25 protein-coding genes are annotated in these 20,755 nt (G+C 34.4%); 22 read left to right on the plus strand and 3 right to left on the minus strand.

The features are described from left to right. Nucleotides 1-27 precede the first annotated feature (27 nt). A complete protein-coding gene (mciZ, locus tag I5818_RS10005; RefSeq protein WP_071976122.1) occupies nucleotides 28-156 on the minus strand; it encodes a Z-ring formation inhibitor MciZ in 129 nt (42 codons plus the stop codon). Nucleotides 157-277: 121 nt separating this feature from the next. On the opposite strand from mciZ, the gene I5818_RS10010 reads away from it, so the two are divergent. The 20 genes from I5818_RS10010 (at nucleotide 278) to I5818_RS10105 (ending at nucleotide 18,218) form a co-directional block, all read left to right on the plus strand. Next, nucleotides 278-826, plus strand: a complete 549-nt coding sequence (locus I5818_RS10010) for an NUDIX hydrolase (protein WP_058002292.1) — start codon at nucleotides 278-280, stop codon at nucleotides 824-826. 2 nt (nucleotides 827-828) lie between these two features. Next, nucleotides 829-1,992, plus strand: a complete 1,164-nt coding sequence (locus tag I5818_RS10015; RefSeq protein WP_058002429.1) for an endonuclease Q family protein — start codon at nucleotides 829-831, stop codon at nucleotides 1,990-1,992. Between the two features lie 32 nt (nucleotides 1,993-2,024). Next, on the plus strand, nucleotides 2,025-3,221 hold the full coding sequence (locus I5818_RS10020) for a class I SAM-dependent methyltransferase (protein WP_078110873.1): 1,197 nt from the start codon (nucleotides 2,025-2,027) through the stop codon (nucleotides 3,219-3,221). A 179-nt stretch (nucleotides 3,222-3,400) separates the two neighbouring features. Beyond that, on the plus strand, nucleotides 3,401-4,051 hold the full coding sequence (spoIIM, locus tag I5818_RS10025) for a stage II sporulation protein M (protein ID WP_058002294.1): 651 nt from the start codon (nucleotides 3,401-3,403) through the stop codon (nucleotides 4,049-4,051). A 113-nt stretch (nucleotides 4,052-4,164) separates the two neighbouring features. Then, the gene (fur, locus tag I5818_RS10030; protein ID WP_058002295.1) at nucleotides 4,165-4,620 is read left to right on the plus strand and encodes a ferric iron uptake transcriptional regulator; all 456 of its coding nucleotides are present in this window, start codon (nucleotides 4,165-4,167) and stop codon (nucleotides 4,618-4,620) included. Between the two features lie 117 nt (nucleotides 4,621-4,737). Next, entirely contained in the window at nucleotides 4,738-4,953 is a 216-nt protein-coding gene (locus I5818_RS10035; RefSeq protein WP_058002296.1) for a YqzK family protein, read from the plus strand. A gap of 4 nt (nucleotides 4,954-4,957) precedes the next feature. Then, nucleotides 4,958-5,851: a site-specific tyrosine recombinase XerD gene (gene xerD / locus I5818_RS10040; protein WP_058002297.1), complete on the plus strand. Its 894-nt coding sequence runs from the start codon at nucleotides 4,958-4,960 to the stop codon at nucleotides 5,849-5,851. Between the two features lie 336 nt (nucleotides 5,852-6,187). Next, nucleotides 6,188-7,375, plus strand: coding sequence for a phosphopentomutase (gene deoB / locus I5818_RS10045; RefSeq protein WP_058002298.1), 1,188 nt, complete (start codon nucleotides 6,188-6,190; stop codon nucleotides 7,373-7,375). 13 nt (nucleotides 7,376-7,388) lie between these two features. Further along, nucleotides 7,389-8,222, plus strand: a complete 834-nt coding sequence (locus I5818_RS10050; protein WP_058002299.1) for a purine-nucleoside phosphorylase — start codon at nucleotides 7,389-7,391, stop codon at nucleotides 8,220-8,222. Beyond that, complete coding sequence (locus I5818_RS10055; RefSeq protein ID WP_071976121.1) at nucleotides 8,219-9,523, plus strand: pyrimidine-nucleoside phosphorylase; 1,305 nt, start codon at nucleotides 8,219-8,221, stop codon at nucleotides 9,521-9,523. The genes I5818_RS10050 and I5818_RS10055 overlap by 4 nt, the downstream gene beginning before the upstream one ends. A gap of 174 nt (nucleotides 9,524-9,697) precedes the next feature. Then, nucleotides 9,698-10,861, plus strand: coding sequence for a D-alanyl-D-alanine carboxypeptidase family protein (locus tag I5818_RS10060; RefSeq protein WP_078110874.1), 1,164 nt, complete (start codon nucleotides 9,698-9,700; stop codon nucleotides 10,859-10,861). Between the two features lie 153 nt (nucleotides 10,862-11,014). Next, complete coding sequence (gene spoIIAA, locus I5818_RS10065) at nucleotides 11,015-11,365, plus strand: anti-sigma F factor antagonist (RefSeq protein WP_058002302.1); 351 nt, start codon at nucleotides 11,015-11,017, stop codon at nucleotides 11,363-11,365. Nucleotides 11,366-11,368: 3 nt separating this feature from the next. Continuing rightward, nucleotides 11,369-11,809, plus strand: a complete 441-nt coding sequence (gene spoIIAB / locus I5818_RS10070; RefSeq protein ID WP_058002303.1) for an anti-sigma F factor — start codon at nucleotides 11,369-11,371, stop codon at nucleotides 11,807-11,809. 12 nt (nucleotides 11,810-11,821) lie between these two features. Further along, the gene (sigF, locus tag I5818_RS10075) at nucleotides 11,822-12,580 is read left to right on the plus strand and encodes an RNA polymerase sporulation sigma factor SigF (RefSeq protein ID WP_058002304.1); all 759 of its coding nucleotides are present in this window, start codon (nucleotides 11,822-11,824) and stop codon (nucleotides 12,578-12,580) included. Nucleotides 12,581-12,869: 289 nt separating this feature from the next. Continuing rightward, a complete protein-coding gene (locus I5818_RS10080) occupies nucleotides 12,870-13,490 on the plus strand; it encodes a stage V sporulation protein AA (protein ID WP_078110875.1) in 621 nt (206 codons plus the stop codon). Then, a complete protein-coding gene (locus I5818_RS10085) occupies nucleotides 13,480-13,902 on the plus strand; it encodes a stage V sporulation protein AB (protein ID WP_058002306.1) in 423 nt (140 codons plus the stop codon). The genes I5818_RS10080 and I5818_RS10085 overlap by 11 nt, the downstream gene beginning before the upstream one ends. A gap of 18 nt (nucleotides 13,903-13,920) precedes the next feature. Then, complete coding sequence (gene spoVAEA / locus I5818_RS10090) at nucleotides 13,921-14,505, plus strand: stage V sporulation protein SpoVABEA (protein WP_058002307.1); 585 nt, start codon at nucleotides 13,921-13,923, stop codon at nucleotides 14,503-14,505. Continuing rightward, nucleotides 14,483-15,961 carry a spore germination protein gene (locus tag I5818_RS10095; protein ID WP_078110876.1) on the plus strand — a complete coding sequence of 493 codons (1,479 nt, stop codon included), beginning with the start codon at nucleotides 14,483-14,485 and terminating at the stop codon, nucleotides 15,959-15,961. Before spoVAEA ends, I5818_RS10095 begins: the two co-directional genes overlap by 23 nt. Before the next feature lie 137 nt (nucleotides 15,962-16,098). Further along, entirely contained in the window at nucleotides 16,099-17,421 is a 1,323-nt protein-coding gene (lysA, locus tag I5818_RS10100; protein ID WP_058002309.1) for a diaminopimelate decarboxylase, read from the plus strand. A gap of 431 nt (nucleotides 17,422-17,852) precedes the next feature. Further along, nucleotides 17,853-18,218: a GNAT family N-acetyltransferase gene (locus I5818_RS10105; RefSeq protein WP_058002310.1), complete on the plus strand. Its 366-nt coding sequence runs from the start codon at nucleotides 17,853-17,855 to the stop codon at nucleotides 18,216-18,218. 13 nt (nucleotides 18,219-18,231) lie between these two features. On the opposite strand, the gene I5818_RS10110 is transcribed toward I5818_RS10105, so the two are convergent. Together I5818_RS10110 and I5818_RS10115 are read right to left on the minus strand one after the other, a co-directional pair. Further along, nucleotides 18,232-18,780, minus strand: a complete 549-nt coding sequence (locus tag I5818_RS10110) for a DUF309 domain-containing protein (protein WP_058002311.1) — start codon at nucleotides 18,778-18,780, stop codon at nucleotides 18,232-18,234. A gap of 159 nt (nucleotides 18,781-18,939) precedes the next feature. After that, nucleotides 18,940-19,032, minus strand: a complete 93-nt coding sequence (locus I5818_RS10115) for a YjcZ family sporulation protein (protein ID WP_071976118.1) — start codon at nucleotides 19,030-19,032, stop codon at nucleotides 18,940-18,942. A gap of 206 nt (nucleotides 19,033-19,238) precedes the next feature. Between I5818_RS10115 and I5818_RS10120 the strand changes: the two genes are divergently transcribed. Together I5818_RS10120 and scpB are read left to right on the plus strand one after the other, a co-directional pair. Next, a complete protein-coding gene (locus tag I5818_RS10120; RefSeq protein ID WP_180212382.1) occupies nucleotides 19,239-19,994 on the plus strand; it encodes a segregation/condensation protein A in 756 nt (251 codons plus the stop codon). Beyond that, the gene (scpB, locus tag I5818_RS10125) at nucleotides 19,981-20,571 is read left to right on the plus strand and encodes an SMC-Scp complex subunit ScpB (RefSeq protein ID WP_058002313.1); all 591 of its coding nucleotides are present in this window, start codon (nucleotides 19,981-19,983) and stop codon (nucleotides 20,569-20,571) included. The genes I5818_RS10120 and scpB overlap by 14 nt, the downstream gene beginning before the upstream one ends. Nucleotides 20,572-20,755: the final 184 nt, after the last annotated feature.

The raw sequence follows: 20,755 nt of genomic DNA on the forward strand, positions 1-20,755 counted from the left end.
AGATTCTGTAAGATTACCAAGAATATGTTATGAATTAGTTTGCTTTATCCAATCATAAACAAATTGGTATTGTTTAGAATAATATTTAAGCTGTTCTCTAATTTCCCAAGCTTTGCCGCATAATACAATTCCATTCTGCTGAATATAGATTTTCATCGATAACTCATCTCCTTATTTTATACATGATGATCAACAATCCGTTCGTATTATTTGTTCCCTACCTAGTTGTGTTAAAATGTATGAATGATATGTTTAATTAGAACTAGGAGTGGAAGAAATGCATAAATTTGAAGAAAAAACGATTCACACGGAAAAATTATTTGAAGGTAAAGTCGTTCGTTTGCAAATAGATGATGTTGAATTACCAAATGGAAAAACATCAAAAAGAGAAATTATTAAACATCCTGGAGCAGTGGCAGTTTTGGCATTAACTCCAGAAAATAAAATTGTTCTTGTAGAACAGTATCGTAAACCGATGGAACGAGCTCTCGTTGAAATTCCAGCAGGTAAGTTGGAGCCAGGAGAGAAGCCTGAAGTTACTGCAGTTAGGGAATTAGAAGAAGAAACTGGGTATGAGTGTAACCGCTTGGACCATATCATTTCTTTTTATACATCCCCGGGATTTGCTGATGAACTTATTCATTTATATCTAGCAACGGGGCTTAGAAAAAAAGAAAATCCTAGAGCTGCGGATGAGGATGAATTTGTTGAGCTGATCGAGGTATCACTTGAGGAAGCTATCCAGCTAGTAAAAGAGCAAAAAATATTTGATGCTAAAACGGCATATGCAATTCAATATTTACAGTTAAAAGAGGCGCAAAAATAATGATGAAAAATTATTTTGTTGATTTACATATTCATATTGGACGAACGAAAACAGGGAAACCGGTTAAAATTACTGGTTCAAAAACATTGACACTTACCAATATTTTGAAGGCAGCAAAAATACCCAAAGGCTTAGATATGATTGGAGTAATTGATTGCCATTCCCCTGAAGTTATCGCTGAAATAGAAGATCTTCTGCAAAGTAAAGAAATGATTGAAATGGAAGATGGAGGATTGCTTTATCAAGAATCGGTTACATTAATTCCAGGTGTAGAGATAGAAATAAATGATGACAATTGTAAAGGACCACTGCATGTATTAGGATACTTTCCTTCACTAGGCTCATTAAAGGAATTTTCCTATTGGTATACTGGAAAGGTAAAGAATAATCAATTAAGTACACAACGTATCCACGAAGATGCTAGAAGCTTACAGAAAAAAATAAAGTCATTAGGTGGTCTATTTATTCCTGCCCATGTATTTACACCGTTTAAAAGCTTATATGGTAAAGGCGTTGAAAAATCGTTAGAAGAAGTATTTGATGCAAATCTTATTGATGCCATCGAACTAGGATTGAGTTCAAATACAGACATGGCAGATCATATAAAAGAACTCCATAGATATACATTTGTCAGTAATTCAGATGCCCATTCTTTAGCGAAGATTGCACGTGAATATCAAATAATGCAATTAGAAGCTCCTACTTTCAAGGGGTTAGAAAAAGCACTTCATCAAAAAGATGGAAATGAAGTGATAGCGAATTATGGGCTAGATCCTTATCTTGGGAAATATCACCAAACAACCTGTGCAAAATGCTTTGCTAAAAAAGAACATGATGTCTGTCACGTATGTGGATCAACACAATTTACAAAAGGAGTATCTGAACGAATTCAAGAACTAACAACTACAGATACTGGTTGCGATAGACCACCCTATATTCATCAAGTACCGTTAGATTTCTTACCTGGATTAGGACCAAAAACGATGGAAAAACTTCTAGATCATTTCGGAACAGAGATGAATATCTTACATAATGTTCCAAAGGAAGAACTAGAAAAGGTTATAAAACAAGAGTTAGTTGATTTAATTATGAAAGCAAGAATGGGAAATCTGCAATTATCTGCTGGAGGCGGAGGCCAATATGGTAGAGTTGCTAATGAACAATAAACGTTCATCCAAGCTTTTGATGGAGGATTAACATGAAAGACAAAAAATATGCACAAGCTATAAAGGAACTTTCCATTCGTTTTGATGAGGAAAATATCCCATATCATTTTTTAGATTCTACTTCCTTATATATTCAAGGGGTGGATATTCCTCATTTCAATACTATATATATAGAAGTACAGTGGGATATCATAGAAAAAGCCTATGAACTATTCTCTACAATAGAAAAGACTGACTTGAACTCAAATATAGCCATCGCATCCTTTCAGGTACAACAAGATATATATACCATTATTGTACAATGCCGTTATAATACGACAATTAAGACAAACCCCTATCGAATCCAAGTGACATGCGATGAACAACCAATATGGTGTATATCACTTTATAAATATTTATTTAGCGAACAAAGCGGTATAGATAGAGAAAAAATTCATAGGTACTTAGAAAATGAACATGCTAAGGTAACTAAGTTAAATGAACAAGCTTGGAATCAAAATAATTATGTAGCTTTATTAAATAGATACGGTTCTCCTCAAGAAATTGCAGAAAAAATTAGGCATAATCCAAGATGGAGGTTGCACCCATTTGATCATTATTTTGAACCAATTGCGAATAAAAAAGTTCTGCATCTTATGGGTTCCAATGGCATTAAAGCAGTAGCCCTTTCACTGCTTGGGGCAGATGTAACCGTTGTTGATTTTTCAGAGGAAAATAAAGCTTTTGCTATGGAAATTGCGAGCCATGCCAATGTGAAAATCAACTATATCGTTTCGGACGTACTCTCACTGCCAATTGATCTTTATTTTGAGCAATTCGATGTTGTATTAATGGAACTTGGGGTTCTTCATTATTTGCTAGATATTCAGGAATTAATGAAGAAAATTCAGCAGTTATTAAGCAAGGATGGAAAGTTTGTTCTCCATGAATTCCATCCGATTTCAACGAAACTGATTACCTCCACTGGTAAAAAGCATAAGGTGATTGGGAATTATTTTGATCCATCCATTGTGAAAAATGAGGTTGCGTTTACAAAGCATATGCCAGAAGAGGAAAAGGCTAAACTGCAACATGTGTTACAAAGAAAGTGGACATTGGGAGAGGTAATAACAGCAGTTGCAAAGGCACCAATGCAAATAGACATTTTAGAAGAGGAACCAAATCATAAAATTCACGATATAGGATTGCCGAAGACTTTTACATTAGTCGCAAAGAAATGCTTATGTTAAGGGTTTGATTAATCATTCGATCTTGTAATGAGGGGGGACCCCTCTAATTTTTTTTGCAACGCCAACTTATTGATTCTATTATAATTTTTAAAAATTAGTAGATTTAAGGTCTATCTTTTTATTTCCTGCATAATTTAGTAATGAGATTATGTTACCTAGATTAATAGGAGGAAGTAAAAATGCGCAGAAAAAAGTCGTTGTCTAATCCTATCATTCGCCATGTACAAGAATATTCCTCGATTTACTCATTTATTATTGTTTTATTTTTAATGGGAGTAGTTTTTGGTGCCATTATTGTAAACAGCTTATCAATCGACCAAAAGGAAGATTTATTTTATTATTTAAATCAGTTTTTTGGGCAAATTTCGGAAGGGAAAATTGCAGCACCAACCGATTTATTTCGATTAAGTTTTCTTCATAATGTGAAATTTTTAGGTTTAATGTGGGTTTTGGGAATCTCGATTATTGGTTTGCCACTTATTTTAGTTCTGTTATTTATTAAAGGAATTGTTGTTGGATTTTCCGTAGGATTTCTTGTCAATCAAATGGGATGGGGGGGATTCCTTCTTTCTTTTGTTACCGTATTACCACAAAATCTTTTTATCATCCCAATGTTTATTTTTATTGCAGTAGTAGCTGTAGGTGTATCCTTAAAGTTAATTCGTAAAATCTTTATTAAACAAAGTATGGGGGTTCAAATTATTCCTATGTTAACACAATATTTTATTGTGTTAATCATTGCGGTTGGTTTTATATCCATTGCTGCAGGTGTTGAAGCGTATATTTCACCTGAATTAATGAAATCGGCAATGTCATATATTAATAGATAATAATAATTATTATCAAATAAAATTTCTATTTTAGAGATTATAATAATTTTATTTTGCATCTTTTCTTCCTTCTGCTATAATAAAGTGGATAGTGGCGAGGGAGGATACTTCAGATGGAAAGTCGTGTTGAGAGAATAAAAAAACAATTACATTCTGCAAGCTATAAGCTTACTCCACAACGTGAAGCAACCGTCCGAGTATTGCTGGAAAACGAAGAAGATCATTTAAGTGCAGAAGATGTTTACCTCCTTGTAAAAGAGAAATCGCCAGAAATCGGCCTAGCAACCGTATATCGAACACTAGAGTTATTAACGGAATTAAAGGTTGTAGATAAGATTAATTTTGGTGATGGTGTATCACGCTATGACTTAAGACAAGAGGGAGCTGCACATTTCCATCATCATTTAGTTTGTATAGAATGTGGAGCTGTAGATGAAATTCAAGAGGATTTACTCGAAGATGTTGAAGCAATTGTAGAAAGACGTTGGAACTTTAAAATTAAAGATCATCGCTTAACCTTCCATGGGATTTGCTGGCGATGCCAGGATAAAGAAAAAAGTGAAGATTGAAGAACCTTTTCGTGTGAAAAGGTTCTTTTATGTTTATTAAGTGAAAGGTATAAAAATGGCACACTTTGGCATAGGCTTGTATAAGATAAACTAAAAAAGGATGGACTGGTCTATGTCATGGTGAAGATGATTTTTCGTACGTTAAAAGTGTTTATATTATTTACTGGATGCACATTACTCTTTTATTATGGTATTATGTGGGTAAATCAAGAATATGAGGATTATCATCGATATGATGAACCAAAAGGAACAGCGATTAAAGTAAATTCTGTGGAAGAAAATGATTCGGGATGGTTTGATCGTTTACTATTGTTCTATTTAGATGGGGAGTAATTATATGCTAGATCGTTTAAAGGATTTCATCCATTTTATGGTGGTTGAAAAAGGATTATCAAAAAACACAATTGTGTCTTATGAAAGAGATTTAAAAAGCTATTTAACTTATATGGTTAAAGTGGAGCAAATTCAATCCTTGAATGAGATTACTAGAATACATATTGTCCACTTTTTACATCATTTAAAACAGCAGGGAAAGTCCGCTAAAACTCTAGCAAGACATGTTGCATCAATTCGGTCCTTTCACCAATTTCTATTAAGAGAAAAAGTAACCGAAAACGATCCTTCTGTTCATATTGAAACACCTCAAACAGAGAGAAGTCTTCCGAAAGTGCTAAGCTTAACAGAGGTTGAAGCACTATTAGATGCTCCTTCGGAAAAAGGGCCTTTACCATTAAGAGATAAAGCGATGCTAGAGCTTTTATATGCGACTGGAATTCGTGTAAGTGAACTAATAAATCTTAATCTTGATGACCTACATTTAACGATGGGGTTTGTGAGATGTATTGGAAAGGGAAATAAAGAAAGAATTATCCCAATTGGCAAAACTGCAACCGTTGTATTAGAAGAATATATAAAGGATGGCAGACCAAAACTTTCTTCGAAGCAGAGACAAACAGAAGCTTTATTCCTAAATCATCATGGAAATCGTTTAACCCGACAAGGTTTTTGGAAAATATTAAAAGGACTTGCGAAAAAGGCAAATATTGAAAAGGAGTTAACTCCTCACACCCTCCGCCATTCATTTGCGACGCATTTATTAGAAAATGGAGCTGATTTACGAGCTGTACAGGAAATGTTAGGTCATGCAGATATTTCCACGACACAAATTTATACGCATGTAACGAAAACAAGATTAAAGGATGTCTATGCAAAGCATCATCCACGAGCTTAATAGATAGGTAGAGTTTGTCTATTAAGGGGTCTGACCACACTAAAATTCTGTACCTCGTGAGAAATTAACTATTTCCTACTTGATATAGAATGATGGGGCAGACCTCTTTACTAGTTATACTAACCCTATTAAATGTTCAATCATTCAAATGTAACGTTTGATACTATTGCAGAAAAAGGAATGAATTTGATACAATATAGTTGTCAGACCTCTTACCATGAAGGGAAACATGAAAGGTTAATATAGCTCTAATTTTGAGTAACATGCATAGAAAAGGGTAATATAGTTTTGAACCTTTTGTAACCGTTTTAATCTTTAAAGAAGGGAATGAAATAATTGAGTAACTATACATATAAGCGAATACATCTAATTGTAATGGATTCAGTAGGAATTGGTGAAGCTCCAGATGCTGAGAAATTTGATGATAAAGGGTCAGATACCTTTGGTCATATTGCAGAGAAAATGAATGGACTCAACATGCCAAATATGGGGAAATTAGGACTTTCAAATATTCGGCACATTCAAGGTGTTGAAAAGGCAAATCCTCCGCTTGCATATTACACAAAAATGCAGGAAGCTTCAAATGGAAAAGATACGATGACTGGGCATTGGGAAATAATGGGGTTGAATATAGAAACTCCCTTTCAAGTCTTTCCTGAAGGCTTTCCAGCTGAATTAATCAATGAATTAGAAGAGAAATCCGGACGGAAAATTATTGGCAATAAACCAGCTAGTGGGACAGAGATTCTTGATGAACTTGGAAAGGAACATATGGAGACAGGTGCACTAATTGTGTATACTTCTGCTGATTCAGTACTACAAATTGCTGCCCATGAAGAGATTGTCCCACTTGAAGAACTATATAAAATATGTGAGATCGCCAGGGAACTAACTTTAGATGAGAAATATATGGTTGGTCGAATTATTGCACGTCCATTTGTCGGAGAGCCAGGTCATTTTACGAGAACTCCTAATCGACATGATTATGCATTGAAACCATTTGATCGTACAGTTATGAATGAATTAAAGGATAGTCATTTTGATGTGATTGCCTTAGGGAAAATATCCGATATTTATGATGGAGAGGGAGTAACAGAAGCAATCCGAACTAAATCGAATATGGACGGTATGGATAAATTTATCGAAACATTTGACAAAGAATTTACAGGCTTAAGCTTTTTGAACTTAGTTGATTTTGATGCGTTATATGGTCATCGACGTGATCCAATTGGTTATGGAAAAGCATTGGAAGAATATGATGCTCGTTTGCCAGAAGTTTTCGAAAAAATGAAAGATGATGATTTATTAATTATCACTGCAGACCATGGAAATGATCCTATTCATCATGGTACCGATCATACACGCGAATATGTGCCACTGTTGATCTATTCGAAACGTTTTAAAGAGGGAAAGGAATTACCTCTAAGAAAAACTTTCGCAGATATTGGTGCAACTGTCGCTGAGAATTTCCATGTAACAATGCCAAAATACGGAACTAGCTTTTTAAAAGATATACAAGAATAGAGGGGAACTAAGAGTGAATTTTCAACAAATAGAACAAGCAGTAACATATTTACAAGGTAAATATACAAAAACTCCAAGAATTGGTTTAATACTAGGATCTGGATTAGGGGTTCTTGCAGATGAAATTGAGGATGCCGTAAAAATCCGTTATGAGGATATACCTGAATTTCCTATTTCAACAGTCGAAGGCCATGCAGGTCAACTTGTATTTGGCTCTTTAAGTGGCAAGGAAGTAGTTGCTATGCAAGGCCGATTTCACTATTATGAGGGATATTCATTTGACCAAGTTACATTTCCTGTAAGGGTTATGAAGGAACTGGGAGTTGAAGTCCTAGTCGTTACGAATGCTGCAGGTGGGGTAAATGAAACTTATGAACCAGGGGATTTAATGATTATTTCAGATCATATTAATAATATGGGAAGTAACCCACTTATTGGTCCAAATGACAATCGATTTGGTGCTCGTTTCCCTGATATGTCTGAGCCGTATAATAAGGAATTACGTTTAATCGCACGTAATGTTGCAGAAAAGTTAAATATTCGAATCCAAGAAGGAGTATATGTTGGAAATACAGGACCTACATATGAAACTCCGGCAGAGGTTAGAATGATCCGTACGTTTGGGGGAGATGCAGTTGGAATGTCAACTGTTCCTGAAGTAATCGTAGCAAAACATGCTGGGCTAAAGATATTAGGAATTTCCTGTATATCAAACATGGCTTCTGGGATATTAGATCAGCCTTTAACTCATGATGAAGTAATAGAAACAACAGAAAAGGTTCGAAAAGATTTCTTACTTTTTGTAAAAGAAATTGTTAAAAATATAAAAGTTGGTGAACCAAAATGAGAATGGTAGATTTGATAGAAAAAAAACGTGATGGGAAAGAGTTAACAACAGAAGAAATCCAATTCATTATTGAAGGATATACCAATAACTCCATTCCAGATTATCAAATGAGCGCTATGACTATGGCGATCTATTTCCAAGGGATGAATGAACGTGAACGTGCAGAATTAACAATGGCTATGGTCAATTCAGGTGATACGATTGATCTATCTGCCATTGATGGAGTAAAGGTTGATAAACACTCTACTGGAGGAGTAGGGGATACTACAACTTTAGTTTTAGGGCCTTTAGTTGCTGCATTAGGAGTACCTGTGGCGAAAATGAGTGGAAGAGGCTTAGGACATACAGGTGGTACGATTGATAAACTTGAAGCAGTAAAAGGATTTCATGTAGAAATTGAAAATGATGAATTTATCCGCCTGGTAAATGAAAATAAAATTGCAGTAATAGGGCAAAGCGGAAATTTAACACCAGCAGATAAAAAGCTCTATGCTTTAAGAGACGTAACAGGAACGGTGAATAGTATCCCGTTAATCGCAAGCTCCATCATGAGTAAAAAAATTGCTGCTGGTGCAGATGCTATTTGCTTAGATGTTAAAACAGGTGCAGGAGCATTTATGAAAACACTGGATGATTCTAGAGAGCTTGCCAAAGCGATGGTTAGTATTGGGAATAATGTTGGCAGAAAAACGATGGCTGTTATTTCTGATATGAGTCAACCACTTGGTTTTGCGATAGGGAATGCTTTAGAAGTTAAAGAAGCAATAGATACATTACGTGGAGATGGACCAGAAGATTTAACAGAATTATGTCTTACATTAGGTAGTCATATGGTTTATTTAGCTGGGCAAGCAGCTACACTAGATGAAGCACGTAATAAGTTAAATGAAGTGATTTCCAATGGGAAAGCATTGGAGACGTTTAAAATCTTTTTACAATCGCAAGGCGGAGATCCTGAAGTTGTAGATGATCCAGCAAAATTACCTCAAGCGAAATATATCATTGAATTGGAAGCTACAGAGGATGGGTATATTTCTGAAATCGTTGCTGATGAAATTGGTACAGCTGCTATGATGTTAGGAGCTGGTCGTGCAACAAAAGAATCAATCATCGATCTAGCTGTTGGGATTGTACTGAAGAAAAAAATTGGAGATCAAGTGAAAAAAGGTGAATCACTTTTAACTATTCATTCAAACCAAGAACAAATTGAAGAAGTGAAGCAGATCCTTTACAAAAATATTAAAATTTCTAAAGAAAAAGTACCTGCACCAATACTCGTTCATGAGGAAATTACACATTAATTAGACATCAATTACCCGCTATATTGTTTAACAGTGGTCGATTCGTGATGAACACACGGATTGACCACTGTTTTTTTATTTATGAAATAGGGAATCATTGTATAAAAATACTAGAGATGGAAAAAATGGTGCTATGTATCGTGTTAAAAGAAGAACAATGATGGAGGGGTCAAGATGAAAAAAATATTTAGTTCAATAATATGCTTATTGTTATTGACTGCAACGATTTCATTACCTGCATTTGCAGCTGAAAAATCAACAGAATTAGCTGCAGACGCAAAATCAGCAATATTAATTGAGCGTGATACAGGTAGTATATTATACGATAAGAATAGTCATGAAAAGCTACCACCCGCTTCAATGACGAAAATTATGACCATGATACTAATCATGGAAGCTCTTGAACAAAATAAGCTATCAATGAACGAAAAAGTTCGGACGAGTGAATATGCAGCTTCTATGGGAGGATCACAGATTTTTCTTGAGACTGGTGAGGAAATGACTGTCGAAGAAATGCTTAGAGGTATTTCTATCGGGTCAGCTAACGATGCTTCCGTTGCGATGGCAGAAAAGATAGCTGGCAGTGAAGAAGAATTTGTTGACATGATGAATAAAAAAGTAAAAGAGCTTGGACTTAAAGATACAAAGTTTCAAAATGCAACAGGTTTACCTGAGAAGGATCATTATAGTTCAGCCTATGATATGGCAATGATGGCGAAAGAGTTATTAAGACATGAAAATATCACGAAATTTACAGGTACATATGAATCCTATTTACGTGAAAGTACCGACAAGAAGTTTTGGTTAGTTAATACAAATAAGCTTGTAAAGTTTTATCCTGGTGTTGATGGTTTGAAAACAGGATTTACAAATGAAGCAAAGTTTTGTTTAACAGCAACTGCAAAAAAGAATGGTATGCGTGTAGTCGCAGTGGTTTTTGGAGCACCTTCTACGAAAGTAAGAAATGCTCAAGTATCTAAAATGCTAGATTATGCTTTTGCAAAATATGTCACTCATCCGATATATAAAAAAGGGCAATCACTTGCAGAAGTAAAAGTAAGTAAAGGTGATACAAAGAAAATTCAATCATTAACAAGTGAACCGATCTCTGTATTAACTAAAAAAGGAGAAAAAATAGAAAGTATAAAGAAAACAATAAAACTAAATGAAAATCTAAAAGCACCGGTTAAAAAGGGCGATAAGATTGGGACCATTACAATTAAAAAAGACGGAAAGGTATTAGCAAAATCAAATCTAATAGCTAGTAAAGATGTAAAGCAAGCTGGATGGTGGAAGCTATTTAAGCGTTCATTTGGTATGTTCAATAAAACAAATTAATAAAAATATCATTAATTGTAATTTATTGTTTGATTGAATAACGTCGAAGAGGGACTAATTATGACGATATCCTTCTAGTTTTGTCATGAAGAAGGAAAACAGGGTTTTAAAGGCGAATTGACTCACTATAAAGAAAGAAGGAGGAAATAAATAGTGAGTCTATTAATCGATTTGGAAGTCAAACAAAAGGTTCTATGCATTCGATTAAGTGGTGAATTGGATCATCATTCTGCTGAAAGCTTAAGAGAAAATGTGAATCAAGCAATTGAAAACTATCAAATACAGCATCTTGTATTAAATTTAGAACAATTAACATTTATGGATAGTTCGGGTTTAGGAGTAATCTTAGGCAGATATAAACAAATAAAACAAAAAAACGGTGAAATGGTTGTTTGCGCAATCTCTCCTGCAGTAAAGAGGCTTTTTGAAATGTCGGGTCTATTTAAAATTATTAGACTTGATGAGTCAGAAAAATTTGCTTTAGAAAGATTGGGGGTTGCGTAAATAATGAAAAATGAGATGCATATTCAATTTTCAGCACTTAGCCAAAATGAATCCTTTGCTAGGGTAACAGTTGCTGCCTTTATTGCGCAATTAGACCCAACCTTAGATGAACTTACAGAAATTAAAACTGTTGTCTCAGAAGCAGTAACAAATTCGATTATTCATGGATACGAAGGAAATCCAGATGGAATGGTTTATATTTCTGTAGCCATAGAGGACGGAGTAGTTGAAATGATTATTCGTGATGAGGGAGCAGGAATTTCTGATATTGAAGAAGCAAGACAGCCATTGTTTACCACAAAGCCAGAGATGGAACGTTCAGGCATGGGATTTACAATTATGGAAAACTTTATGGACGATATAGAAGTTGAATCACAACCTGGTTTAGGCACCATTATTCGTTTAAAAAAGCATTTGGCGATTAAAAAAGCCTTATGTAATTAAGGAGTCGTGCCTATGGATGTGGAACTAAAGAAAGAGAAAACAGGAAAGTTTTTGAAGGATCAAGAGGTCAAGGATTTAATCAAAAGGAGCCAGGCAGGAAATCAAGAGGCACGAGATGAAATTGTAGAAAAAAACATTCGGCTCGTCTGGTCTGTCGTCCAAAGATTTTTAAATCGTGGGTATGAACCAGATGATTTATTTCAAATTGGTTGTATCGGTCTTTTAAAATCTGTTGATAAATTTGATTTATCATACGATGTTAAGTTCTCAACATATGCTGTTCCCATGATTATAGGTGAAATTCAACGTTTTTTAAGGGATGATGGGACAGTAAAAGTAAGTCGATCGTTAAAGGAAATTGGTAATCGAATTCGTAAGGCGAAGGATCTATTAACGAAAGATTTAGGACGAGTCCCCACTGTGAATGAAATTGCTGATTATCTTGAGATTACGGCTGAAGATGTAATTATGGCTCAGGAAGCAAGTAGAACACCATCCTCCATTCATGAAACTGTGTACGAGAATGATGGCGACCCTATTACTTTGCTCGATCAAATTGCTGATCAAAATGACCAAAAATGGTTTGATAAAATCGCCTTAAAAGAGGCTATTCGTGGATTGGACGATCGTGAAAGATTAATTGTATATTTACGGTATTATAAAGATCAAACGCAATCAGAAGTAGCGGAAAGATTAGGTATTTCACAAGTACAAGTATCTAGATTAGAAAAAAAAATATTAGAACAAATGAAGGATCGTATGGACTTATAAGACCATACGATCCTTTTTTTGTTCAATTAAAAAGGCATTTTGTATCGTCTGTTGCTTTGTAAAGCCTACTGCCAGCTTGCTTTTACAACTAATTAGTAGTTGTTATGAAGTTACAACTTTTCCTAGGATAAGAAGGTGATTGACGCTCTTCAACCTATTTATTCGTCAAAATTACATCTAAATAGTAGCCATGTCTTTAGAAAGTCACCATTATTAAACAACGTGAATGAAATGATTTCATTTCCACATACTACTATTTACAATAAAAAAAAATCAGGGGTTGAGGGAAATGGAGAGTTTTATTTATCTTCGTTTACGGCACCGAGTAGAAGTAAAGCCGAACAGTAAAATTACTCTTGCAGATATTGCACAAATTATTGCGCCTGAAAAAGATTTAACTAAGTTGAAACAACTAACTGTATACGAAGTATCTACATCAGATAAATCCTCTGTAGTAATTGATGTTATGACACTCATCGATCTCATTACAGAAAAATGGGGTGCTGTTGATATCCAAACAATAGGACCATCGCAAACGATTATCGATATCATTTATAAAAAAAAGAAAGTACCAATCATATTTTTTATTCTTATCTGGCTATTACTTTTTTTTGGATCAGCACTTGCCATCATGAATTTTCATGAGGATGTTAGTATGAGGGCCGTTCATCAAAAAATATATAAAATGATTACGGGGAATGATCAATCAAAACCACTAATTCTTCAAATTCCTTATTCATTAGGGCTAGGTTTAGGAATGATCATTTACTTTAATCATCTCTTTAAAAAAAGATTTAATGAAGAACCAAGTCCATTAGAGGTAGAAATCTTTAATTACCAACAAGATGTCGATCATTATGTAGTAATGAATGAAAATAAAGAGAGTATTAAACGACTTGATGATCATTAAGTGGATCTCTTTAGCATTTATTGGATTAGCAGGTGGATTAATTGTTGGTTGTGGCTTGGTTGCGTTTCTATCAGTTCTTGGAATTATTCCTCGTTTGACACAAATATCGAAAACATCAAAATTCATTACTCTTTACGAATGGGCGATTGTGATTGGCTCGTTACTAGGAGGTTGGGCACAGCTTAGGGACATTCATTTTCAATTAACTTCTCTATTACTCATCCCTATTGGTCTGGCATGTGGAATTTTTGTTGGTATGCTTGCCGCTGCGTTAACTGAAGTGATTAATGTCATCCCAATTCTTGCAAAAAGAATTGGAATCGAAGGTCATTTAATCATTGCTTTAATGGCAATAGTATTTGGAAAAGTTTTCGGCTCATTATTTCATTGGATCTATTTTATTGATCATTAAAATGGAAAGGATTTTCGTATGAATAGTAAACGACAGGTGATATTAATTACAGATGGAGATGATTATGCCAGAAAAGCTTTGGAGGCAGTAGCGAAGGAAATAGGTGGCCGCTGCATTTCTCAGTCCCACGGAAATCCTTCCCATCTTTCTGGTCAGGAGATCGTCAATTTAATAAAAAAAGCGCAATGTGACCCAGTTTTAGTGATGTTTGATGATAGTGGATTTTTAGGTAAAGGACAAGGGGAGGCTTCCTTATTGACTGTTGCTAATCATCCTGACATTGATGTTCTAGGGATCATTGCTGTCGCATCAAAAACTCATCAAGCAGAATGGACAAGGGTTGATGTTTGTATCGATCGGGATGGAGAATTGACTCCCTATGGTGTAGATAAATATGGAATTCCAGAAATGGAGTTAAAAAAAATTAATGGTGATACGGTGTATTCTTTAGATCAATTAGACGTTCCAATTATTGTTGGGATTGGTGATATAGGAAAAATGGGAAAGCAAGATCACTATTCAAAGGGAGCTCCGATCACAAAAAAAGCTGTAAAGTTAGTTTTAGAAAGGAGTGGATTTTATGACAAAAGATCTAAACAATAAACTCCCCATACCTGAGGATGTAAAAAAGCTAAAGAAAATTTTTGAAGAAAGAGTCGGATTAGGTGTAAGTTTTGATCTGGGAGTACGCAGCATTAAAGTTTTAAAAAAACATATCCAACTATATTATGTTAATGGTCTCACAGATACAGAGTTTATCATTGAAATTTTAAAAGAACTGGTACTGTTAAATGATACCGAGAGACTTTCCAGTAAAGTTTATGAAGTAATTGAAAATAGAATTGTCAATCAATCAGTAGAAAAAGTAAAAACAGTTGATGAAATGGTAGATCAAGTTTTATCTGGATTAATCGCAATCGTTATAGAAGGCGAAGGCGAAGCGATTATTGTAGACGTACGTAGCTACCCAGGCCGTCAACCGATGGAGCCGGATACGGAAAAAGTCGTCAGGGGTTCTCGCGATGGATATGTAGAAAATATTATTGTTAATACTGCACTTACAAGAAGAAGAATTCGTGATGAGCGATTAAGATTTGAAATTATGCAAATTGGAGAAAGATCAAAGACAGATGTAGCAATTGGCTATATAAAAGGGGTGGCAAATCCAGATTTAATCGAAACGATAAAGAAGGAATTAAAGACTATTGATGTTGACGGGATTACAATGGCTGATAAAACAATTGAAGAGTTCTTATTAAAACAAGGCTATAACCCCTATCCGCTCGTTCGTTATACGGAAAGAGCAGATGTTGGTTCGATTCACCTACTTGAAGGGCATGTACTAATTTTTATCGATACTTCTCCTAGTGTGATGGTGACACCAGCAACGTTTTTTCACCATGCTCAGCATGCTGAAGAATATAGACAAGCACCTGCTGTAGGAACATTTATCCGCTGGATTCGTTTTCTCGGCATACTTGCATCATTATTTCTTTTACCTCTATGGTATTTATTTGCAATAGAACCGTCCTTTCTACCAGAGAATATTGATTTTATTGGACCTAATAAACATACTCATATCCCATTAATTCTTCAACTTTTTATTGCTGATATGGGGATTGAATTTCTAAGGATTGCAGCCATCCATACCCCGACTCCTTTAGCCACTGCCATGGGATTAATTGCTGCCGTGTTAATCGGTCAAATTGCAGTAGATGTGGGCTTGTTTGTACCAGAAGTTATTTTATATGTTTCTGTTGCCTCGATTGGTACCTATGCAACACCTAGTTATGAACTAAGTGTTGCCAATAAAATAGTCAGGGTTATCTTATTATTATTAGTAGCCTTTTTCAAACTACCAGGATTGATGATTGGTAGTACACTTTTCATTATTTATTTGGTTCATATACGTGCTTTGAACGCCCCTTATTTATGGCCGTTTATCCCATTTAATCCGCAAGCGATTAGCCATGTACTTATAAGAAGAACTGTTCCGGGATCAATAATTAGACCAAGCATCGTTCATCCGCGTGATCGATTTAGACAACCACCAGAATAAGATTGTCAAAATTACTTTTTTATGATAAAGTTTATCTAATTTATTATAAATACTGAATATAGTAGACAGTTTGTCGAACTTAGACAACTGTCTATTTCTCCTTATAATCGGTGATTCAAATGAAATGAGGGAAGCGGATGTATTTTCATGGTACTACGACAGTAAATGGACAGGGACATCTAGAAATTGGTGGTGTTGATACAGTCTATTTGGTGCAAAAATATGGAACACCTGTATATGTGTATGATGTGACTTTAATACGTGAACGTGCTAGAGGATTTAAACAAACTTTTGAAAAATTGGGTGTAAAATCACAAGTCGCATACGCTAGTAAAGCATTTTCGTCCATTGCGATGTTAAATTTAGTAAATGAAGAGGGTTTATCATTGGATGTCGTTTCTGGTGGTGAATTATATACTGCATTAGCAGCTAAATTTCCAGTAGAAAGAATTCATTTTCATGGAAATAATAAAAGTAAAGAAGAACTTTTACTAGCACTCGAGCATAATATTGGATGCATTGTTGTAGACAATTTTTATGAATTAGAGTTATTGGAAAGTTTATGTAATGAACAAAAAAAAAGTATTTCCATTCTTTTACGTGTTACACCTGGAATTGAAGCACATACGCATGATTATATATTGACTGGACAAGAGGATTCAAAATTCGGTTTTGATCTTCAAAATGGTCAAGCTGAAGAGGCAATAAAAATAGCAATGGGTTCTGACCATATAAAATTATTAGGAATCCATTGTCATATCGGTTCACAAATTTTTGATAGTACCGGTTTTATATTAGCTGCTAGAAAGATCATCGATAAATTGGCAGAATGGAATTCAAAATTTTTATACTTCCCTTCAGTATTAAATTTAGGTGGTGGTTTCGGTATTCGCTATACTGAAGAGGATGAACCTCTTAGTCCTGATAGTTATGTCAAAGAAATTATAATCGAAGTGCAAAACAGAACAAAATCTTATCAACTACCAATGCCAGAAATTTGGATTGAGCCTGGAAGATCATTAGTTGGAGAAGCAGGAACCACCTTATACACGATCGGTTCGAGAAAGGATGTTCCTAATGTAAGGAAATATTTAGCAGTGGACGGAGGGATGAGCGATAATATCCGACCTGCTTTATATGAAGCAAAATATGAAGCTGTCCTAGCAAATCGACCTACAGCAACTATAGAAGAAACATTTTCAATCGCTGGTAAATGTTGTGAATCAGGTGATATGTTAATTTGGGATTTACCTTTACCTAAGACGGTAAGTAATGATATTTTAGCGGTATTTTGTACTGGTGCGTACGGATATTCTATGTCCAATAATTATAATCGAATTCCAAGACCTCCAGTTGTGTTTGTCGAAAATGGTGAAGATTATTTAGTGATAAAGCGAGAAACATATGAGGATTTAATAAGACTCGATTTACCACTACCAAGTAAAATCAATCAATCATAAATCAAAAGAACCCATTCGATCGTCCTAGTCAGGGATTGAATGGGTTTATTTTATAGGTCTTTTATACTGCTGGGAGTGAAAACACTTACACCACTTTTTTCACGATTGCGAAAAACGATGAAAATAGATACAATAGACAAGGTACATAGATGTGTTTTGAAGATGAACGCCCCAAGTTCTTTTTTTTGGCCTTTTTGATCAAGCAACGATGAGATGAAATAATAGAAATAGGAGTGTCATTCATTTGAGGAAAAAAAACGCTTTGTTATTTGTTCTAATACTAATATTAGCTTTAGGGTGGGGATTATATTATTGGTTATTTATCGTATAAGGTGAAGACTAAGTATGATAAAATGTTTATTATTTGCCACCAATGTTTATAATGTTAGAAAAGCATTCACATTATGTATTAAAGATAACGAGGGATATTCATGTTAATTCGATATAAAAAAGCATTTGAGAAAATTGCTATGGGTCTTTTATCGTTTATGCCAAACGAGAAGGATATTAAAAAGCTTCAGCAGACAATAAAGCAATATGAACAGGAAGATGATTGGCAGCTTTTTTTATGGAAGATAGATGATGATATAGTTGGACTAATTGGTGTTACTATTCATAATGAAACGGTAGAAATTCAGCACATCTCAGTCAATCCATCCCATCGTCTTCAAGGAATTGGAAAAAATATGCTTAAATCATTAAAGCAAATATATGAAGGTAAGAAAATTATTTCAAATGAATACACAGCAGCATTTTGTGAAATCTGTGAGAAAGAGGATGGGGACTTCGATGAATGATCGAAGCCCTTTTCTAATTGTTGATGAATTTACCTTCGTCTCTCTCCATTTTTTTTATGACAGAAGAAAGAAATCTTTCGTTTTCCACAGTGGAGCGGTCACGTAGGATATGACGATGAATAATAGGATCATTAGACAAATCCTCTTTTCCTCCCCATGTAACACCAAGTTTTTTACATTCTTCCTTACATATATCTAATAATTGTTGATCATCTATTTTAATTTGAATCGGTTCATAATCTTGATTTGTTTTCATCTTGTCTAATACTATATTGATTTTGGAAATTAAATCATCAACATCAATTTTCAATAATAGTAATTGGTCTTTTTTGTGAATGAAACGTTGAAGGGCTTTCTCCATCATTCGGATACCACCAATTAGGTTTTTTCTTCGATAATGATATAAGGAGACTGCTAATTGAATAAAAGCAATCCAAATGGAGTCACGGTTTCTTGCATCCTGTTGTTTCCAGTGATCTTCAAGAATTTCATGGCATTCAAAATAATCTCTATCGCCATGGAAATGGACTAAATATTGTATAAAGGCTTTAGTTACTATCATGAATGAACTCCTCTCTGTCTTATATAAGTGTAACATAAATAGAAAGATTTTAATTTTAATAGTAGGAGAATGATAGTGTTTTTCATTCCATAAAAGCCAAAAAAAACAAGTTCAGCACCAATACTGAACTTGTTTTTTAATCATGTATAATTGAGTAAATTACCAAATGTATGCACTGCCAACAATAATTAATAAAATAAATAGTACTACGATTAATGCGAAACCGCCACCATATCCAAAGCCGTCTGACATAATGTAAAACCTCCTAAGAAAATAGTTTAGTCGATTTATACTATGTAAGTTTTGTAAGAGTTGTATAGGCCTCAGCCTATTTTTTATTGTTAATCATTGCGGTATAAGGTAAATTTATATTGGACTACTTTAAATAATCCTCTATACTTAAATAACAATGGTGTTATGTAACTTAAAATAGCTTTGATTTGGAATTGGTGATATTTGTGGAATATAATGTAAAAATTGATGCGTTTGAAGGTCCTTTAGATCTTTTACTGCATTTAATAAATCGACTAGAAATTGATATATATGATATACCAATGGCAGCAATTACAGAGCAGTATTTAATTTACATTCATACAATGAAGGAATTAGAATTAGATATTGCCAGTGAATATTTAGTAATGGCAGCGACATTATTAGCAATAAAGAGTAAAATGCTTCTTCCAAAGCATGAAGAAGAGCTAGAAGAGGATTTTGAATATGAGGAAGATCCACGTGATGATTTAGTTGAAAAACTGATTGAATATAGAAAGTATAAGGAAGCAGCTCAAGAATTAAAGCATCTAGAGGAGGAACGTGGGCAGATATTTACAAAACCTCCAAGTGATTTATCCGAGTATATGAAAGACATACAGATCGATCAACAACAAAGTGATGTAACGATTTATGACATGATTGGTGCTCTAAATAAATTATTAAGAAGAAAAAAATTACAAAAGCCACTTTCAACGAAAATAAGTAGACAAGAAATTTCGATTGAAAATAGAATGGAGGAAATATTAAATGATTTAACCTCCATATCAGGAAGAAGAAGCTTTTTTACATTATTTGAGGTACCAGATAAACATCATATCGTGATTACATTTCTTGCTGTATTAGAACTAATGAAGCGAAATGAAATATTGGTTGAACAGGAAGGGAATTTTGAGGAAATATTTGTAGCAAGGAAAGGAGTAAGTTTGGTTGGAAATTACTAATTTGAAGGGAATTCTTGAAAGTCTTTTGTTTGCTGCAGGAGATGAAGGATTATCCATCAAACAAATTATGTCTGTCATGGAGCTTGAAGAGTATCAAGCAGTTGAATTAGTTGAATCACTGAAGCAGGAGTATGATTCGAACGCAGAAAGAGGGATTGCTATCGTTGTACTTGCTGGTACATATCAGCTTGTTACTAAAAAGGAAAACTCTGTTTTTTTAAAAAGACTCGTTGAATCTCCTGGAATGAATACATTATCACAGGCTGCCTTAGAAACATTAGCGATTATTTCTTATAAGCAGCCCATTACAAGGATAGAAATTGAAGATATCCGTGGTGTAAAAACAGAACGTCCACTGCAAACCTTAACTGCAAAGGGTTTAATTAAAGAGGTTGGAAGAGCAAATGGAGCAGGTAGAGCCATCCTATATGGGACAACTAAGGAATTTTTAGATTACTTCGGATTAAAGGACATTAATGAACTACCGCCATTAGCAGAGGCATCAATAGATGACTTTGAGCAGGAAGATGCTGATTTATTTTTTGAGAAATTCCAAGAGACAATCGAAAATAATTAGTAGTAGTAAAAAAGATTATTTGCATGTGCAAATAATCTTTTTTTTTTGAGGATATCGGTGATGAGCTTACTTAAATTACTAAAAACATGATTCATATCCCAGTAATGTTAATTTAGAACAAGATGAAAAAAGTCTCTTTAGTGAATGAAGAATGTCTTGATGCTTGTGCTTTTCTTGTCATATA

Source organism: Heyndrickxia oleronia, assembly GCF_017809215.1.
Taxonomy (GTDB): Bacteria; Bacillota; Bacilli; order Bacillales; family Bacillaceae_C; genus Heyndrickxia; species Heyndrickxia oleronia.

What these genes read in the sequence shown, in the direction of transcription:
- mciZ (WP_071976122.1), bottom strand. Translation starts at nt 156, where the DNA reads ATGAAAATCTATATTCAGCAGAATGGAATTGTATTATGCGGCAAAGCT.
- I5818_RS10010 (WP_058002292.1), top strand. Translation starts at nt 278, where the DNA reads ATGCATAAATTTGAAGAAAAAACGATTCACACGGAAAAATTATTTGAA.
- I5818_RS10015 (WP_058002429.1), top strand. Translation starts at nt 829, where the DNA reads ATGAAAAATTATTTTGTTGATTTACATATTCATATTGGACGAACGAAA.
- I5818_RS10020 (WP_078110873.1), top strand. Translation starts at nt 2,025, where the DNA reads ATGAAAGACAAAAAATATGCACAAGCTATAAAGGAACTTTCCATTCGT.
- spoIIM (WP_058002294.1), top strand. Translation starts at nt 3,401, where the DNA reads ATGCGCAGAAAAAAGTCGTTGTCTAATCCTATCATTCGCCATGTACAA.
- fur (WP_058002295.1), top strand. Translation starts at nt 4,165, where the DNA reads ATGGAAAGTCGTGTTGAGAGAATAAAAAAACAATTACATTCTGCAAGC.
- I5818_RS10035 (WP_058002296.1), top strand. Translation starts at nt 4,738, where the DNA reads ATGGTGAAGATGATTTTTCGTACGTTAAAAGTGTTTATATTATTTACT.
- xerD (WP_058002297.1), top strand. Translation starts at nt 4,958, where the DNA reads ATGCTAGATCGTTTAAAGGATTTCATCCATTTTATGGTGGTTGAAAAA.
- I5818_RS10055 (WP_071976121.1), top strand. Translation starts at nt 8,219, where the DNA reads ATGAGAATGGTAGATTTGATAGAAAAAAAACGTGATGGGAAAGAGTTA.
- I5818_RS10060 (WP_078110874.1), top strand. Translation starts at nt 9,698, where the DNA reads ATGAAAAAAATATTTAGTTCAATAATATGCTTATTGTTATTGACTGCA.
- spoIIAB (WP_058002303.1), top strand. Translation starts at nt 11,369, where the DNA reads ATGAAAAATGAGATGCATATTCAATTTTCAGCACTTAGCCAAAATGAA.
- sigF (WP_058002304.1), top strand. Translation starts at nt 11,822, where the DNA reads ATGGATGTGGAACTAAAGAAAGAGAAAACAGGAAAGTTTTTGAAGGAT.
- I5818_RS10080 (WP_078110875.1), top strand. Translation starts at nt 12,870, where the DNA reads ATGGAGAGTTTTATTTATCTTCGTTTACGGCACCGAGTAGAAGTAAAG.
- I5818_RS10085 (WP_058002306.1), top strand. Translation starts at nt 13,480, where the DNA reads ATGATCATTAAGTGGATCTCTTTAGCATTTATTGGATTAGCAGGTGGA.
- spoVAEA (WP_058002307.1), top strand. Translation starts at nt 13,921, where the DNA reads ATGAATAGTAAACGACAGGTGATATTAATTACAGATGGAGATGATTAT.
- I5818_RS10095 (WP_078110876.1), top strand. Translation starts at nt 14,483, where the DNA reads ATGACAAAAGATCTAAACAATAAACTCCCCATACCTGAGGATGTAAAA.
- lysA (WP_058002309.1), top strand. Translation starts at nt 16,099, where the DNA reads ATGTATTTTCATGGTACTACGACAGTAAATGGACAGGGACATCTAGAA.
- I5818_RS10105 (WP_058002310.1), top strand. Translation starts at nt 17,853, where the DNA reads ATGTTAATTCGATATAAAAAAGCATTTGAGAAAATTGCTATGGGTCTT.
- I5818_RS10110 (WP_058002311.1), bottom strand. Translation starts at nt 18,780, where the DNA reads ATGATAGTAACTAAAGCCTTTATACAATATTTAGTCCATTTCCATGGC.
- I5818_RS10115 (WP_071976118.1), bottom strand. Translation starts at nt 19,032, where the DNA reads ATGTCAGACGGCTTTGGATATGGTGGCGGTTTCGCATTAATCGTAGTA.